Raw genomic sequence first — 16,655 nt, 5'->3', positions numbered from 1 at the left:
TGCGCCGAGGCACTACTGCGTCATCGACGGCCCGCCGCACGACTGGTTGATCTGCGTGAAGTGCTTCAGCGCGGCGGGCATTGGCGGTGCGGGCTGTCCTGTCTTCTTCGCTTCTGCAAGCCTGGGCACGTAGGCGGCCGAGTCGAGCCCGATCTGCGTCAGTTCGTTGTCCGGGACGGCCTTCAGCTGTTCGGCCATGCAAGCGCAATATTTGGGAGCGTCCAAGCCGGGCTTCTCCGGCATGCGGGCGGCGCATCCTTCGCCATAGGGCGCGCGGGCCATGGCCGCCGTGCATTGATCCAAGGTCTCTCGGCCATAACGGGTGATGAATTCCGCCTCGGTCATCTTCTCGTTCAATTGAGCGGGCTTCAGGCGCTGGCGCAAGGCCTTCATGCGATCAGGGAGGCAGTGGCAGAGGTTTTGCTCGGCTTGCTGCATCTGGAAAGCCGCCAGCTTGTCGCCCTTGGCTTCGAGGGCCGCCATCCTCGACTGCATGGCCGGCGTCGACTGCTTGCACTGCGTCTCGAACGTGCCTGAGATGCCTTGAAGGATCTGGTCCACCGTGCCCACCGGTGGCGCGGCCACGGCGTGCGCGGACCAGGCGAGCGCGGACGTGAGGGCAAGCAGTTGTACGAGGTGTCGCATGGGAAGGAAGTGCGCTGAAGGGCGTCCATTCTCTCGCAAGACTCGGTGGCTTACGGTTGGGGGAGGGCCGGCCTACCATGATGGGGTGAAGGTCAGCGACTGATGCATTGGTGATGTCGCCGTCATCGGTGGGCCGAGCCTTCGATGATCCCGCTGGCCACTGTAAGAACTGGGTGAGCCTAACCGACAGCATGAGCATGGACACTGACACCAACTTCAACGGCACCGCCCTCTGTTTTCGTGCGCTCGGACCAGTCATCCTGGCGGTCGTGCTTGGCAGCGCCTCCCCCGTGCATGCGGTCGAGGCGGCGGTGGCCGTTCCGCCGCCCGTCGTCGACCTGCCCACGCCTGCAGCCGCCGGGGCGCAGACGGCCGTGTTCGCAGGCGGCTGCTTCTGGGGAGTGCAGGGCGTTTTCCAGCACGTGGCGGGTGTCAAGAGCGCCACGTCGGGCTACGCCGGAGGCAGTGCCGACACCGCCACCTACCAGCAGGTCAGCTCCGGCAGGACGGGGCATGCCGAATCGGTACGCGTTGTCTACGATCCGAAGGCCATCAGCTACGGCCGGCTGCTGCAGATCTATTTTTCCGTGGCCCACGACCCCACCGAACTCAATCGGCAAGGCCCGGACACCGGCACGCAGTACCGCTCCACGGTCTTTCCGGCCGATGCTGAACAGGCTCGCGTGGCGCGCAGCTACATCGAACAGATCAATCGGGCGAACACCTTCGGCAAGAAGCTGGCCACGACCATCGAACCGCTCAAGGCCTTCTATCCGGCCGAGGCCTACCACCAGGATTTCCTGACGATCAACCCGGGCCACCCGTACATCGTGGTCAACGATCTGCCGAAGATCGACAACCTGAAGCGTGTGTTTCCTGCGGTGTATCGGGCGACGCCGGTGCTGGTGGGATCGGCCAGATAGTTGAGCTTGCTGTTCAGAAAACACGCGGTTGGTGTGATCGTATCGTCTCGATGCAAAACATCGGTCGCCATGTATCCTTGATCGCACTGGCCTGACCCACCTGCCTCATGCGATTCCTCATCCTGAGCGATCTGCACCTGGAATTTGCTCCCTTCGTGCCATGCGCTCATGCGGCTGAACACGACGCCATCGTGCTGGCGGGAGACATCCTGCCCGGTGCAGCGGAACTGCTGGAATGGATCAGCCGTACGGCGTGGTCAGATCACAGCAAACCCATCATCGTCGTGCCAGGCAATCACGAGTTCTACGGAGGCGCGTTGCAAGAGCAACGTCGCCTCCTGCAAGAAGTCGCCATGCCCAATGTGCATGTTCTTGACCCTGGCGAAGTGCTCCTGGATGGCGGGCGCGTTCGCGTCATCGGCTGCACGCTCTGGACTGATTTCAAGCTTCCCATCGCCACCGCAGACGGGCCGACGTCTGACCAGCAGCGAGCGATGGAGAACGCATCACGCGCCATGAACGACTATCGAGTGATCGACTTCCAAGGGCAGGGCAAGCCACGCCGGCGTTTGACGCCAACTGACACGCTGGCCCTTCACTGGCGGGAACGCGATTGGCTGCTGAGCAAGCTGCGCGAGCCTTTTGCCGGTGAAACGGTCGTGGTCACGCACCACGCACCTTCGCGGGAATCCGTTGCGCCAAGGTGGGCCGACGATTGGCTGACACCTTCGTTCGTGAGCGACCTGCCATACCCGTTCTTTGAGGTTCCCGTGCTTTGGGTCCATGGACACACCCATGTCAGCCTCGACTACCGGCGTGGCCGCACCCGTGTCGTGAGCAACCCGCGCGGCTACCGCCTGAAGGACGGCACCTTCGAAAACAGCGAATTCGACCCCGGATTCATCATCGACACGAGCACAAATCGACAGGCTGACACGCAGCCGGGGTGACCCTGACGGCACGCCCCTCCATGAGAGGTAAACTCCACCCCCTTTAACGGATTCTTCGACTGGCTTCCATGCTGCACGGGTCCCCCAGCCCGGGCTTCGCCGGTTCGGAGCTCACCCGCCTCCTGGCCCGCCTTGCGGACGGACCCCCAGCCGATGCCCGCCCGGTCCTGGCCGAGCGCCTGGCCCATTGGCTCAGCTGGACCGACACCATCTCGTTGTCCTCTGCGCTGGACGCCGGCCCGGCTGCTGCATCGGCTTCGGGCCGCTCGCGCGGCATGGGCCACGAGGAGGCGGACTTCCAGCGCGTTCGCGCGGCCCTGGAGGCGTCCATCGCCGCCGGTCCGCGTGAGAGCGCATCGAGCTCCACCGACTTCGGCCCCTGCCAACGCCATTGCCTCGCCCAGCAGCAGGCGATGAGCGACGCCATCGGCGCATTGCGGCAGCGCCTGCGCGATGCGCTGTCGCGGCGTTCGGCCGCATTGGCGCGGCTGGCGGCCATCGATGCCGTGATGGACCAGGCCCTTGCCGCGCAGGAGCGCGGCCTGCTGGGCCTCGTCTCCCTGCGGCTGCAGGCGCACTTCGAACGACTGCAACGCGCCGCCGGCGACGACACCCGCTGGCAGGACGCCTTCCACCAAGACATGCACCGCGTCCTGCGGGCCGAACTGGCGCACCGGCTGCTGCCGGCCCAGGGCCTGCTGGACACGCTTCTCACACACCGACCGACATGAATCGATCACTCCACCACACCGCCTTCGCGGCGGGGCTGCTTGCCTTGGGCTGGGTGGGCGCGGGCTACATTCCGGGCAATCCGTTGGCGCTGACGCTGGTGCTGCTCATCGGCGTGTTCTTCGTGATGGGCGCGCTGGAGTTGCACCGGTTCCAGAAGGCGACGGACAGCCTGGTGGGCGTGGTGGCATCGGCCAAGGACACGCCGGCGGAGCTGGGCCCCTGGCTGGCTCCGCTGCATTCGAGCCTGCAGCACGCCGTGCGCCTGCGCGTCGAAGGCGAACGTGTCGCTCTGCCGGGCCCGGCGCTCACGCCTTACCTGGCCGGCCTGCTGGTGCTGCTGGGCATGCTGGGCACCTTCCTCGGCATGGTGGTGACGCTCAAGGGCACGGGCCTCGCGCTGGAAGGCGCCAACGACGTGGAAGCGATTCGCGCGTCGATCGTCGCCCCGGTCAAAGGCCTCGGCCTGGCCTTCGGCACCTCGGTGGCCGGCGTGGCGGCTTCGGCGATGCTGGGCCTGATGTCGGCCCTGGCACGTCGCGAGCGGCAGCGTGCGCAGCAGCAACTGGATGCACGCATCGCCACCACGCTGCGGGGCTTCTCGCAGATGCATCAGCGCGAGGAGTCCCTTCGGTTGATGCGCATGCAGGCAGAGATGATGCCCGCGCTGGTCACCCAGCTGCAGGGCCTGGTCGTGCAGGTCGAGCGCCAGGGGCAGGCCCTGCACGAGCGCATGCTGGCCAGCCAGACGCAGTTCCAAGGCGAGGCGCAGCGTGCCTATTCGGACCTCGCCGAATCGGTCGGCCAATCGCTCAAGGCCACCCTGACCGAGAGCGCACGCCTGGCGGGTTCGGCCATCGAACCCGCGGTGAAGGCCACCATGGCCGGCCTCGCGCACGAAGCCGGGACCCTTCGCGACACGCTGACGGGCGCCGTGCAGCAGCAGCTCGACGGCGTGACCACGCGCCTGGACACGATGACGGCCACGTTGGCCGACCAATGGCAGTCGGCCCTGGCCGGCCAGCAGCGCCACATCGAATCGGTGACCCAGGGTCTTCATGGTGGACTAGACCACTTCACGAAGACCTTCGAGCAGCGTTCAGCCGCGCTGCTGGATGGCATGGCCGCGGGCTTCGAGCAGCACGCCGCGGCACTGCTGCGCAGCGTCGCCGATGCGCACGCCGCGTGGGATGCCGCCGCCACCCAACGCGAGCAGGCGCGCATGGCCGCGTTCCATGACGGCATGGCCTCGATGACCCGGACGCTGCGCAGCCAGGCCGAAGAGAACGGCTCCGCGATGGCCGAGCGCCAGCAGCAGATCTGCGCGACGCTGGAGCAGACGGCACAGGCCATCACATCGCAAGCCGAAGCCCATGCACGAGCGACCATCGGCGAGATTTCGCGGCTGGTGCAGTCCGCCTCCGAAGCGCCGCGTGCGGCAGCCGAAGTGATCGGCGAGCTGCGCGGCGCGCTCAGCGACAGCCTGGTGCGCGACAACGCGGCACTGGACGAGCGCAATCGCCTGATGTCCACCCTGGGCAGCCTGCTCGATGCGGTGAACCACGCCAGCACCGAGCAGCGTGCCTCCATCGATGCGCTGGTGAACTCGACCACCGACGTGCTGGACCGCGTGGGCCAGCGCTTTGCCGAGACCGTCGACGCCGAGTCGCGCACGCTGGAGACGGTGGCCGCGCAGGTGACGGGCAGCGCCGCCGAGGTGGCCAGCCTGGGCGAGGGCTTCGGCGTGGCGGTGCAGCTCTTCAGCCAGACGAGCGAACAGTTGTCGACGCAACTGCAGCGCATCGAGTCCGCACTCAGCCAGTCGATGGCGCGCAGCGATGAGCAACTGGCCTACTACGTGGCCCAGGCGCGCGAACTCATCGACCTGACGCTGGGTTCGCAAAAGCAGATCGTGGAAGACCTGCAGCAACTGGCGAGTTCATCGGCCGCAGCCAACGCACCCTCGGAGGCCGCGGCGGCATGACGGCCCACGAGGAACTCGACGACGGCCTGGAAGCGTCCACGCCCGTGTGGGCGGTGTTCGGCGATCTCATGGCCGGGCTGCTGGGCGCTTTCGTGCTCATCCTGGTGTGCGCGATGGGCATGCAGCTGGACCTGTCCGAGCGGCTGAAGTCCGAGGTGAGGCAGCGCGAGGCCGAGGCGCAGCGGCGTGCCGAACTGGAACGGGCGCTGGCCATTCCACTGGCGGCCGGCCGCGTCACCCTGGCCAACGGCCGCATCGGCATCAGCGGCAGCGTGCTCTTCGCGTTCAACTCTGCCGAGCTGCAGCCCGAGGGCCGGCAGTTGCTCAAGAGCCTGGCCGGGCCGCTGGCCGCCTATCTCGTGTCACGCGACGAGGTGCTGATGGTCAGCGGCTTCACCGATGACCGGCAGGTGCGCGACAGCAGCCACGCGAAGTTCGCCGACAACTGGGAGCTGTCCGCGCAACGCGCGTTGACCGTGACGCGGGCGCTGATCGAAGACGGTGTGCCGTCGCCAGCGGTGTTCGCCGCGGCGTTTGGTTCGCAGCAGCCGGTGGCATCGAATGCCGATGCCGCAGGCCGCGCGCTCAATCGGCGGGTGGAGATGGCGCCCACGCCGCGCCCGAAGGCGGCGGGTGCCGCGAAGAAATGAATGCCGCTGCGCAGGAGCCGCCAACCGACCCGATCGCCTCGGTCGAGGCCTGTCGTCTGCGCGGAGGAGCCCAGGCTGATGCGGTGGGCTTGGGCATCGCCGAGGCCTTGGCGCGCCGGGCTGCGGCATTGCAGGGCGAGGCCCGGCGGTTGCTGATCCAACGCCTCGACGAACGTCTGCATCAGATCGATGCGCGCGCAGCGAGCCGGCGGTGTTCCACCGCGACCAATGGCATCGCGACACGGCCCAGCGCATTGGCCAGCTTGTCGGCGCTGGTTGATCAGCTCGGCCGCTCCACCATGCCCGCGGCGCCGACGATCCCGGCCGCGAAATCCGGTGCGAAACAAGGTACGGCCCGACCAGCCGCCGCGCCGATTGCTGCCAGCCCGCGTCCGCTCAAGGCCATCGAGGAACACAGGGGCACGTGGTCGCGTCTGCGGGTCGAGACCCGCCTGCGCGAAGCGCTGGCCCGGGTGCCTGCGGGGGCAGGGCCCTTGAACACCTCGCACCTCGTGAACCGGGCGCTACAAGCCATGCGAGACCTGTCGCCGGAGTACCTCGACGCCTTCATGTCGCATGTGGACACGCTGCTGCGGCTGGAGCAGGCCAGCGGCGGCGGTGACCTGTCGCCCAGGCCCGCAGCCCATCCGGCGGGCAAAGCAAAGGCGGTCACGCGCGGGACGCGCAAGGGCTGAGCCCCGCATGGCGGCGCGCGCCGTCTCGATTCCGCATTTGGATATGCCGACGTGTCAGTTCCCATGCGGCCACGCCCTGCGTACGCTGAAGCCTTCATCCAGCCCCAGGGAGTGCACCCATGACACGCGGCGAGAACTGGCGTTTCGAAACCAAGTCCGTCCATGCCGGCTACCAGCCTGACCCGACCACCCGCTCGGTGGCCGTGCCGATCTACCAGACGGTGGCCTATGCCTTCGACAACGCGCAGCACGGCGCCGACCTGTTCGACCTGAAGGTGCCGGGCAACATCTACACCCGCATCATGAACCCGACCCAGGACGTCCTGGAGCAGCGCCTGGCCGCGCTGGAAGGCGGCGTGGCGGCGCTCGCGCTGGCCTCGGGGCAAGCGGCGGTGACCTATTCGATCCTCACGATCGCCGAGGCCGGCGACAACATCGTGGCCTCCACGGCGCTCTATGGCGGCACCTACAACCTGTTCGCCCATACCTTGCCGCAGTACGGCATCACCGTGCGCTTCGCGGACCACCGCGACCCGGCATCGTTCGAGCCGCTCATCGACTCGCGCACCAAGGCGGTCTTCGTCGAATCGCTGGGCAATCCGCAAGGCAACGTCACGGACATCGGCCGGGTGGCCGGCATCGCGCATGCGCACGGCGTGCCGCTGATCGTGGACAACACAGTGCCTTCGCCCTACCTCAGCCGGCCGATCGAGCATGGGGCGGACATCGTCGTGCATTCGCTGACCAAGTACCTGGGCGGCCATGGCAACAGCGTCGGCGGCGCGATCATCGACTCGGGCAAGTTCCCGTGGGCCCAGCACAAGGAGCGTTTCAAGCGCCTGAACGAGCCCGACGTGAGCTACCACGGCGTGGTCTACACCGAGGCGCTGGGCGCCGCGGCCTACATTGGCCGGGCGCGGGTCGTGCCGCTGCGCAACACGGGCGCGGCGATCTCGCCGTTCAATGCCTTCCTGATCCTGCAGGGCATCGAGACCCTGGCGCTGCGCGTCGATCGCATCAGCGACAACGCGCTCGCCGTGGCCGAGCACTTGTTGCGGCATCCCAAGGTGGGCTGGGTGAACTATGCAGGACTGGAGGGGCACCCCGACCACGGGCTGGTCCGCAAGTACCTGTCCGGCAAGGCGTCGGGCATCCTCACCTTCGGGGTCAAGGGCGGGCGCGAGGCGGGTGCGCGGTTCCTGGATGCACTGCAGCTGTTCACGCGCCTGGTCAACATCGGCGACGCGAAATCGCTGGCCACGCATCCGGCCTCCACGACGCATCGCCAGTTGTCGCCCGCCGAACTGGACAAGGCAGGGGTGTCGGAAGACACGGTGCGCCTGTCCCTTGGCATCGAGCACATCGACGACCTCAGGGCGGACCTGGACCAGGCCTTGGCGCAGGCCTGACGCCGAGGCCGCAGGCGACACTGCCCTCGCAGCGTCGCCCGCATGCCCCGGCACTCGCGCGGCCGCTATCGCTTGGCCGTTCCACCGTCGGACTTCTTCGAAGGCGACTTTTCCTTTTCCTTGTCCTTGGCGGACGGAGTCGACGAGGGTGCGGGTTTCGCTGTCTTGTCAGCGCGCTGGCCGCCGCGATCGGCCTTGGTGGCCTGTTGGCCGGACTTGGACATGCTGTTTCCTTTCAGTTGGTTTCGACTTCAGCGCCCAGTTCCTGCTTGCGCGTGAGCATCTCTTCGCCCAGCGCCACCAGGTCGATGCTGGACTTGCGCACCTTGGGGAACATCTCGCCTTCCTCTTCCTGCACGTGGTGGTCGATGTACTCGCCCAGGACCTTGACCTTCGCGTCGTACAGGTCGTCAGACGGGGACATGGACTGGATCTGTGCAATCAGGTCCTTGGCGCTGGCGTGCTCCACTTCCGCCTCGTCCAGCAGGTCCTGTTCTTCCAGCTCCGCGCGAGCAGCCGGGTAGAACAGTTCCTCTTCCACGGTGGCGTGGATGGTGAGCGCTTCGCAGATCTGCGTGGCAAGCGCCTGCCGCTCTTCGTCTTCAGCTTCGGCCTCGACGAGGTCGTCGTAGGCCGCGAACATCTGCTTGACCTCTTCGTGGTCGGTGGTCAGCAGCCGAATGGCGTCGGCAGACGCACTGGACTTCCTGGTGGACGACTTGCTCGCTGTCTTGCTCGCAACCGAGCGGTTCTTGGTCATGGACATGGGACTATCTCCAAATCAACGCAACGTGCGCCGTCATGAACGATGGCAAGCGGCATACCGGTCTCGGCATATTTCTGTCAAACGACTGGCGGGTCGCTGTCACGGGCCGTGTGCCTGTGCATGCCCACGGCCTCGATGAACCAACTGGCTGCCGCCGAGACGTCGTCCGCGCTGGCCACGGCGAGCCCGGTGTCGGTGTCACTGGGAGGGGGAATGCCGGCCTTGGCGAGCAAGGCCTCGGAGGCGCCGATGGCCAGGATGGTCTTGCAGTGCCGGTACTGGTCCTTCACGAAGTCGACCGTGTGCCCATCGCGCGCCAGCAGCCGGACGGCCTCTTCGCCATCAGGGAGCACCAGGGCGTCGAACAGCACCGAGGGCGAGTTTTCCATCGAGGCGTCGGCCTCGATCGCTGCGCCCGACGCCGTGACGACGCGTCCCACGCGGATGCCGACCAGCCGTGGCACGGCACCTTCCTCGGCCAGTGCCGCCTGCAGGGCGGCGATGGATTCGCCTTCGACGCCGTCGGCCACGAGGATGGCGATCTTGCGGCTGCGGATGCCGGCGTTGCCGGGACGGGCCATGAGCGACAACGCCGGCGATGTGGTGACCTCCGGTGTGGGCGGGTTCTCCATGGCGCGGGGCAGCGGCTCGGGCAGCTCCATGCCCAGGCCGTCGGCCACCGCGGCCGCCAACTCCTGCGACGCATTGGCCAGCGAGGCGAGCATGCGCACGCGGATCGCCGGGACGGTCACCTTGCTCAGCTCGAAGCGGAAAGCCGCCGCGATGTGATGCTTCTCGACGTCCGTCTGGCTCTCGAAGAAGAGCCGGGCCTGGGTGTAGTGGTCTGCGAACTTCTCGGGCTTGCCGCGCAGCTTGTCTTCCTGCACCGGCTGCGGGAACGACACGAACCCCTTGGTCCCGGCCTGGAACGGGCACCCTCCGGCCAGCGAATTCGGCTCGTACGCGACTCGCCCGCGATGGATGGCCTGGCGATGCAGCCCGTCGCGCTGGTTGTTGTGCACGGCCGCCAGCGGCGTGTTGATCGGGATCTCGTGGAAGTTCGGCCCGCCCAGCCGGGTGATCTGCGTGTCCACGTAAGAGTGGATGCGGCCGGCCAGCAGCGGGTCGTTGCTGAAATCGATGCCCGGCACCACGTGCGCGGTGCAGAAGGCCACCTGCTCGGTCTCGGCGAAGAAGTTGTCAGGGTTGCGGTTCAGCACCAGTCGGCCCACGGGCACGAGCGGCACCAGTTCCTCGGGAATGAGCTTGGTCGCGTCCAGCACGTCGAAGCTGAACTGCTCGGCCTGCTCCTCGGTGAAGACCTGCAGGTTGAGCTCCCATTCGGGGTAGTCGCCGGCCTCGATGGCTTCCCACAGGTCGCGACGATGGAAGTCAGGATCGGCACCACTGATCTTCACCGCTTCGTCCCATACCAGCGAATGGGTGCCGAGCACGGGCTGCCAGTGGAACTTCACGAACACGGACTCGCCATCGGCATTGACCAGCCTGAAGCTGTGCACGCCGAAGCCTTGCATCATGCGGTAGCTGCGTGGGATCGCGCGATCGGACATCACCCACATCAGCATGTGTGTCGATTCGGGCATCAGCGACACGAAGTCCCAGAAGGTGTCGTGTGCCGAGGCGGCCTGCGGCATGGCGTTGTGCGGCTCAGGCTTGACCGCGTGCACGAGGTCGGGGAACTTCATCGCGTCCTGGATGAAGAACACCGGCATGTTGTTGCCCACCAGGTCCCAGTTGCCTTCATCGGTGTAGAACTTGACGGCGAAGCCGCGCACGTCGCGTGCGGTGTCGAACGAGCCGCGCTCGCCGGCCACGGTTGAAAAACGCACAAACGTCGGGGTGCGCTTGCCGACTTCCTGGAACGGTGCGGCCCGCGTCAGTTCGGGAACGGCCTTCGTGCATTCGAAGTACCCGTGCGCGGCCGAACCCCGTGCATGCACGATGCGCTCGGGAATGCGCTCGTGGTCGAAGTGGGTGATCTTCTCGCGAAGGATGAAGTCTTCGAGCAGTGTCGGACCGCGCAGTCCCGCCTTCAGCGAGTTCTGGTTGTCGCCGACGGCCACGCCCTGGTTGGTCGTGAGCATCTGGGCGCTTGCGTCGGTGCGCACGCGGTCCAGCGACTGGATGGTCGCATTCACGCCAGGCAAGGGACGGCCGTCGCCGGCCTTGCCGGAGGCATTGGCCTCGCTCAGGGTGCTGCCGGTGACGAGCGGTGACGTGGGCTCGGCTGTCTGTCCTTCGGGCGGGGCGATCGCGTGTTCCCGGCCGATTTCGAGAGGCTTGTTGGCATTGAACGGGATGGCCGCGGCGAGTGCCTGAACGCCGGCAGCCTTTGCCGAAGGCAAGTCTCCCGCTGGCCCGTCCGCCGGATGCGACGGGCCGCTGGCGGTGTTGCGCGAGGCGGCCTTGGCAGCGACCTTCTTGGTGGACGAGGCATCGCTGCTGGCCGCGCGAGTTGTCTTGGGCTCTGACTTTTTCATGTTGACCTTCATGGCTGGGCCCGGCAACGTGCCGGGGACAGGTGAGGCCAATGCAATCAGCGCTCCCGCGCTTCAGCGAGCCGGCGTGGCGATGGATTCGACGCGGGCGTCCGGATCGGTGAGCGTCATCAGGATGTCGGCATACCAGGCGCAGTTGAGCCCGAGCGACTCGTCTTGCTGCTGGTCCCGGCTTTCCATGTCCATCCGCGATGAGTGGACGCCCAGCAGTTTCCAGGGCAGCCGGTCCTTCTCGCTGCCGCGCAGGACCACCGGCGCGCCGCTGGTCCCCCGGTGCGTGCGAGCGTCGGTGAGGAAGTAGCCCTGGCCCTGGAAGCGCAGTCCGAACGACGACGCAATGACGGCCTGCCGCACCACGGGCAAGTGATGAAGGGTGTCGTGGAAACCCAGCGGGAAGCCCACCACCAGCAGCGAACTGCCGACCTCCACCTCGTCCAGCGAGCGCTGCAGATGGGCCGGCGTGAAGCACTCCAGCGCCACGGCCCCAGGAAGGGCTCGGCGATCGATCTCGATGACCGCCACGTCGATCTCGCCGCCGTCATCCTTGCCCTGGCGCCACACGCTCTTGCCATCCTTGTACAGCAGCACCGACAGGCCGATGGAGCGCGTCAGGTTGGCCGCGTCGGCATGCAATTCGATCTCGATGCGGTTCGGAAAATGACTCGTCGGCTTGTCGAAGACGACGTGCCGGCTCGTCACGAGGAAGAGGCGGCCCTCTCGCTCGAAGAAGAAGCCCGTGGCTCCGGTGAGGAGCTGCGCGTCATTGAACGTCGAGACGCGCGTCGTGGTCAGCAACAAGGGTTCGATCATGGGATGGTCCGATGCCTTTCTATCGGCGTTTGCGCTTGCGGCTCTTGGCCGGGGGTTTGGGCACCAGGGCGGCCGCCCAGGCCTCGAAGATGTTGTTGGCGCCTTGGGTCATGGCCGTGGAGGCCTGGCGTTTCGCCTGACCCAGTGCGTGGCCGCGCATCGAGCCCGCGGCGGCATTCACGCTGCTCAGCCACATGCTCATGAACGGATTCTTCTTCAGCCAGGGGTTGGCCATGTGGGATCTCCTCAGGTGCAGGCCGTGGCCTGCTCGAAGGAACTGGCGCTCTCGTGGCGCTGCCACGCGCCCATCGGCTGCTGCAGCCTGTCGGCAATGATGGACAGCACCTGCGGGTTCCAGCCTAGACCGCAGTGGCTGCCATCGACTTCGATGTTCTCGGTGTGCGGCGCGTCCGCTTCCTGGATGCAGGTCTGCCACGCGACGATGCCGTCGCTGCGGCTGAAGATGGAGGTGGTCGGCACATCGGGGGCCGTGCGCAGCCGCTTCATCATGCCCGCGGGAATCACCGGGTCCTGGCCACTGAGCAAACGGTAGATGCCGCTGGCGTGCGTTTGCTCGGCAGAGCCCGCGAACGGCGTTCCGATGGTGATGACCTGCCTCACCCGCGAAGCAAGCTTCTTGGCGATCTCCCGGGCGTAGATGCCGCCCAGGCTCCAGCCGATCAGGCTCACCGGTTCCGGATGGGCGCGGGTGAGTTCAAGCACGTGCTGCGCGAGATCGTCCAGCCATGCTTCGAGTTCTCCTCGCGGCCCGGTGTTGAATCCGCGGTCCCAGTCGTACGCCGCGTAGCCCAGTTCGGTGCAGAAGCCCTTGAGCGGCGCGACGGCGTGGTGGTTGGTGGCCAGGCCTGGAAATATGACGACGGCATGCCCGTCGCCGCGGGGCAGGGCGGTCTTGTTCATCAGCCGCATGGCCGCGTACTCGATGACCGCACGCGCCGGTTCGGCGCCAAGCAGGCGCCACGCGGGCGCACTGACGGAAGGAAAGGCTGGCAAGGTGCTCATGGTTCTCCAAGGAAGGCAGGGGGCTGCCACGGGGCAGCCGCGTTGGTCGGAAGCTTGAATGCCAAGAGCAGGCGCCGTACCTCCCCCTGGTCACTGTTCCTGAAGTTCGCGGCTTTCTGCCTTGAGCTGATCGCAGACGTTCTGCCCGGTCACGGTGAGGCGCAAGGCGCCGCCGTTCCATTCCAGCCAGTGCAATGCCACGTAGTCGCCAATGGTGCCGTCGCCGATCAAGTCGGCGCGGCGACGGTAGAGCAGGTCGACCGCAGACAGCAAGGTCGCGCGCAGGTGGTCGCGCCTGGGTGAAGTCGATGGTCTCACGAAGGCGATCGGCTGGGCTGCGTGGGTGCTGGTGGAGAGAGTTTGGGTAGTGATGGTAAAGCTCCTTTGCAGTCACCATAGCACCGCGCCTGCACATTTGACACCGATGCATCGACAGCCGGCAGCGCCCTGTGCGCCGTGGAGTCGGCAAGCGTTACTGATCGGGGCGAAGGGCGGCTTGAAGCGGGGCACTTCCCCAGGCGGCACCGATAGGAAGTGCCGAAATCAACGGTATGCCTTGCCGATTGATTCTTGCTAACGATGTGTGCCGGATCGTCGACTTTGGGCGCGCCGCTTGCCTGAGCGGTGAATGACCGACTCTTCGCTCTCCAAGCCCGCCCGCTTGAGGGTTCTGATCGTCGATGACAACGTCGACTACGCCAACTCCCTTTGCGAATTCCTCAACATGGCGGCCGGATGGGACGCGTCTGCGGCCTACACCGTGTCGCAGGCCGTTGCCATCGCACGGGTACACCGGCCTGACGCCGTGCTGCTGGACCTTCGCATCCCTCCCGAGACGGGCTTCGATGCGGCCGATGCCATGCAGCGGCTGTTCCCCAACAACCTTCCGTCCATCATGGCCGTCAGCGGCAGTCCGGAGCTCATTGAACAGGCTCGGGCCGATACCCGCTTTTTGGACGTTGTGCTCAAGCCCGCTGACCCGGCAATGCTCGTACAGTGGCTCATCGGCGTCGCCTCCAACCACGCCGCCGCATGACATGGGCCTTGCAGACTTCATAGCCGCGCACATCGAGGTGATCGCTTCGGAGTACGAGGCTTTCGCCCGGACGCTGACGCCCGCGGCGGCCAAGATGGACAGCAACACGCTGCGCGACCATGCGGCGCAGATGCTGCGCACCTTCGTCGTCGACATGAGGCGTCCGCAGACCGAGAACCAGCAGGCCGAAAAGTCGAAAGGCCGGGCAGTCCGGGTGAGCCCCGCGCTGACAGCTGCGGAAGAGCATGGCGCGCAACGGGCGGGCCTGGGCTTCTACGTTCACCAGGCGGTGGCGGAGTACCGGGCGCTGAGGGCGTCGGTCGTGCGCCTGTGGCTTGCGTCGGGCCCGGCGCTGGGCGCTGATGAAATCGAGGAGCTGATCCGGTTCAACGAGGGGGTGGACCAGGCGCTGGCTGAATCGGTGCTTTACTTCGCGATGGCCGCAGCGAACGACCGGACCATGTTCATGGGCGTGCTGAGCCACGAACTGCGCACCCCGCTGGGCACGATCGTCGCTTCTGCTCACGCCATGCGCAAGGCGGCCGATCTGGATCGTGTCCTGCCCGATGCAGTGGATCGCACCCTGCGGTCTGCCGGACGCATCGAGAACATCCTCAACGACATGCTGGACTTCGTGCGCAGCGAAACGCGAGGCGGGATCCGCGTTCGACCGTCGCCGATGGACATGGACGTGCTGTGCGAGCGCGTTGTTCACGATGCCCGCTCGACCTTCGCGGATCGCACTCTGGAGCTGACGCTGTCAGGCCACGCAAGAGGCGTTTGGGATGAAAACCGCATCACCCAGGCGCTGACCAACCTGATCAACAACGCCATGAAGTACGGGGACCACGACAAGCCGGTGCGCGTCAGCGTCTCCAACGACGCCCGGGACGAGGTCGTCGTTACCGTGCAGAACGAAGGCCCCGTGATCAGCCCCGAACAATTGAACCTGTTCTTCCAGCCTCTCGTGCGCGGCACCGACAAGGACAAGACCGGCTCCAGCCTCGGATTGGGCCTGTTCATCGTCAAGGAGATCGCGCTGGCGCACGGCGGCAGCGTACGCGCGTTGTCCACGCCCGCGGAGGGAACAAGATTCTCGATCGTGCTTCCCGTGTCGTTTGCCGGCGCGCGCGACTCGGCATTCGGGTCTCTGGGCGTTCACTGAGGCGCGGGCGCGGGTGAGGGCGGCACGCGGCTTGCCGTTGCTCGCCTGCAAGCCGCGCTGCGGACCCATCCGGGGTTTCCCATGACGACCGATTTCGCCGAAGTGTTCACCGTCTCCGTGCGGCGGATGGTGCCGCTCTTGCGCTCCAAGGGCCTGGGCTTTGGCTTCGACTGCACGACTTCGCCCATTTCCTTGCCCGGGCCCGAACCGCTGGCCAGGAGCCTGCATCGCGTGCTGATGAGCGTGGTGAATCTCATGAATGCAGGTTCGTTCCAGGTCCGGGCAGCGGTGGAATCCATGGGCACGGCCGATGAGTGCGTCCGGATCGAAGCAACGGGCCTTGGGCAGGTTTCCGATCATCAGGCCGTGGACCGCGCCATGCTGGAGCTGGGACTGGTGCCACAGGCCGCCTACCGCCGGCACGACGAGCAAGTCGGTTGGGGGCAGTGTCCGATCCTGGGCGCCGTCGTGGACTTGCGTGTGCTGCACCACGAGGGCCTGCTGCTGAGCATGACGTTCAAGCTCGACGCAGCGCAGGCCGAAACCACGCCGGCCCCGGATGCCGCCGACGCCGGCGCCTGGGTGGTCAATGCAGATTCCTTCCTCGCGCGGGCATGGAGCAAGCGCTTCAGGCGGCTGGGCTGGCTCGTCAGCCTCTTCGATTCCTGCGGCTTGGCCGTGGATCACTTGCGCTCACGGCAAGGCCCGCTGCCGGGCCTGCTGATCGTCGTGGAAGACGGCATGGCCAAGCCAGACACCGCCGTCTTGTTGTCGATCCTGCGGCAAGAGCAGACGCGGCTGATCTACGCGGTGGTCGCCGGATCATGCGAGCTGGAGCGCGCGCAGGGCCCTCCGGGCTTCGAAGTGCGTGTGCTGCCGTTCAGTCCGCACGACATGCAGCAGTTCACCAGCTCCGCCGCGGCACCGAGGGTCGCCCTGCAGCCGTGGGGCGGGCAGCAGGTGGAACTGCCGCCGTTGATCCTGATCGTCGATGACGTGCCATCGAACCTGCTGGTCGGCCGCGCCATGGTGGAAGCCCAGGGCTATGGCGTCCACACCGCGGCCGATGGATTCGATGCGATCGCGTCGTGCCGCGAGTGCGCGCCGGCTGCTGTCCTGATGGATCTGCAAATGCCGGGGCTGGACGGCAGGAAGGCATGTGCCGCCCTGCGAGAACTTCAGCGCGAAGGCGCCATCGCGCCGTTTTCGATCATTGCGCTGACCGCGGCGTGGTCGGCCGAGCTGCGCACGCAGTGCGTGCAGGAAGGCTTCGACGAGTGCCTGTCCAAGCCCATTGGCCTCCAGGCGATGGGGCGCGTGCTGCGCCGCTTCGTCACGCTGCACTGAACGT

General features: G+C 66.6%; 18 protein-coding genes. 10 read left to right on the top strand and 8 right to left on the bottom strand.

Annotation, left to right across the window (positions count from 1 at the left end; genetic code table 11):
* Positions 1 to 12 precede the first annotated feature (12 nt).
* Positions 13 to 570, bottom strand: a complete 558-nt coding sequence (locus DZC73_RS20715; protein WP_124542282.1) for a hypothetical protein — start codon at positions 568 to 570, stop codon at positions 13 to 15.
* Between the two features lie 272 nt (positions 571 to 842).
* Here DZC73_RS20715 and msrA point away from each other — a divergent pair, with 272 nt between their 5' ends.
* The 7 genes from msrA to DZC73_RS20680 all read left to right on the top strand — a co-directional run bounded on the left by msrA (position 843) and on the right by DZC73_RS20680 (position 7,985).
* On the top strand, positions 843 to 1,568 hold the full coding sequence (gene msrA / locus DZC73_RS20710; RefSeq protein WP_124542281.1) for a peptide-methionine (S)-S-oxide reductase MsrA: 726 nt from the start codon (positions 843 to 845) through the stop codon (positions 1,566 to 1,568).
* Between the two features lie 107 nt (positions 1,569 to 1,675).
* Positions 1,676 to 2,518: a metallophosphoesterase gene (locus DZC73_RS20705; RefSeq protein WP_124542280.1), complete on the top strand. Its 843-nt coding sequence runs from the start codon at positions 1,676 to 1,678 to the stop codon at positions 2,516 to 2,518.
* A gap of 68 nt (positions 2,519 to 2,586) precedes the next feature.
* Complete coding sequence (locus DZC73_RS20700) at positions 2,587 to 3,249, top strand: DUF3348 family protein (protein WP_124542279.1); 663 nt, start codon at positions 2,587 to 2,589, stop codon at positions 3,247 to 3,249.
* The gene (locus DZC73_RS20695; RefSeq protein WP_124542278.1) at positions 3,246 to 5,231 is read left to right on the top strand and encodes a DUF802 domain-containing protein; all 1,986 of its coding nucleotides are present in this window, start codon (positions 3,246 to 3,248) and stop codon (positions 5,229 to 5,231) included. Before DZC73_RS20700 ends, DZC73_RS20695 begins: the two co-directional genes overlap by 4 nt.
* Entirely contained in the window at positions 5,228 to 5,881 is a 654-nt protein-coding gene (locus DZC73_RS20690) for an OmpA family protein (RefSeq protein WP_124542277.1), read from the top strand. The genes DZC73_RS20695 and DZC73_RS20690 overlap by 4 nt, the downstream gene beginning before the upstream one ends.
* On the top strand, positions 5,878 to 6,576 hold the full coding sequence (locus tag DZC73_RS20685; protein ID WP_124542276.1) for a DUF2894 domain-containing protein: 699 nt from the start codon (positions 5,878 to 5,880) through the stop codon (positions 6,574 to 6,576). Before DZC73_RS20690 ends, DZC73_RS20685 begins: the two co-directional genes overlap by 4 nt.
* A 119-nt stretch (positions 6,577 to 6,695) precedes the next feature.
* Positions 6,696 to 7,985, top strand: a complete 1,290-nt coding sequence (locus DZC73_RS20680; RefSeq protein WP_124542275.1) for an O-acetylhomoserine aminocarboxypropyltransferase/cysteine synthase family protein — start codon at positions 6,696 to 6,698, stop codon at positions 7,983 to 7,985.
* Between the two features lie 65 nt (positions 7,986 to 8,050).
* Here the strand turns inward: DZC73_RS20680 and DZC73_RS29775 are convergent, their stop codons facing one another.
* From DZC73_RS29775 to DZC73_RS20650, 7 genes are all read right to left on the bottom strand, one after another.
* Positions 8,051 to 8,209 carry a hypothetical protein gene (locus tag DZC73_RS29775; protein ID WP_161974677.1) on the bottom strand — a complete coding sequence of 53 codons (159 nt, stop codon included), beginning with the start codon at positions 8,207 to 8,209 and terminating at the stop codon, positions 8,051 to 8,053.
* A gap of 11 nt (positions 8,210 to 8,220) precedes the next feature.
* Complete coding sequence (locus tag DZC73_RS20675; RefSeq protein WP_235835222.1) at positions 8,221 to 8,751, bottom strand: hemerythrin domain-containing protein; 531 nt, start codon at positions 8,749 to 8,751, stop codon at positions 8,221 to 8,223.
* A 77-nt stretch (positions 8,752 to 8,828) separates the two neighbouring features.
* A complete protein-coding gene (locus DZC73_RS20670) occupies positions 8,829 to 11,252 on the bottom strand; it encodes a catalase (RefSeq protein ID WP_124542274.1) in 2,424 nt (807 codons plus the stop codon).
* Positions 11,253 to 11,324: 72 nt separating this feature from the next.
* Complete coding sequence (locus DZC73_RS20665; RefSeq protein WP_124542273.1) at positions 11,325 to 12,080, bottom strand: S1 family peptidase; 756 nt, start codon at positions 12,078 to 12,080, stop codon at positions 11,325 to 11,327.
* A gap of 19 nt (positions 12,081 to 12,099) precedes the next feature.
* Positions 12,100 to 12,315 (bottom strand): hypothetical protein, encoded by a 216-nt coding sequence (locus DZC73_RS20660; protein ID WP_124542272.1) that lies wholly within the window; start codon positions 12,313 to 12,315, stop codon positions 12,100 to 12,102.
* A gap of 11 nt (positions 12,316 to 12,326) precedes the next feature.
* Positions 12,327 to 13,103: an alpha/beta fold hydrolase gene (locus DZC73_RS20655; protein ID WP_124542271.1), complete on the bottom strand. Its 777-nt coding sequence runs from the start codon at positions 13,101 to 13,103 to the stop codon at positions 12,327 to 12,329.
* A 90-nt stretch (positions 13,104 to 13,193) separates the two neighbouring features.
* Positions 13,194 to 13,421, bottom strand: coding sequence for a hypothetical protein (locus tag DZC73_RS20650; RefSeq protein WP_235835221.1), 228 nt, complete (start codon positions 13,419 to 13,421; stop codon positions 13,194 to 13,196).
* A gap of 310 nt (positions 13,422 to 13,731) precedes the next feature.
* Between DZC73_RS20650 and DZC73_RS20645 the strand changes: the two genes are divergently transcribed.
* The 3 genes from DZC73_RS20645 (at position 13,732) to DZC73_RS20635 (ending at position 16,651) form a co-directional block, all read left to right on the top strand.
* Positions 13,732 to 14,139, top strand: coding sequence for a response regulator (locus DZC73_RS20645; protein ID WP_124542269.1), 408 nt, complete (start codon positions 13,732 to 13,734; stop codon positions 14,137 to 14,139).
* 1 nt (position 14,140) lies between these two features.
* Positions 14,141 to 15,304 (top strand): sensor histidine kinase, encoded by a 1,164-nt coding sequence (locus tag DZC73_RS20640; protein WP_124542268.1) that lies wholly within the window; start codon positions 14,141 to 14,143, stop codon positions 15,302 to 15,304.
* An 81-nt stretch (positions 15,305 to 15,385) separates the two neighbouring features.
* A complete protein-coding gene (locus DZC73_RS20635) occupies positions 15,386 to 16,651 on the top strand; it encodes a response regulator (protein ID WP_124542267.1) in 1,266 nt (421 codons plus the stop codon).
* Positions 16,652 to 16,655: the final 4 nt, after the last annotated feature.

Origin of the sequence: Rhizobacter terrae (assembly GCF_003852895.1) — a bacterium.
Taxonomy (GTDB): domain Bacteria; phylum Pseudomonadota; class Gammaproteobacteria; order Burkholderiales; family Burkholderiaceae_C; genus Albitalea; species Albitalea terrae.
The sequence above is the reverse complement of the archived record's forward strand: the minus strand, read 5'-3'. Positions and strand labels throughout refer to the sequence as shown.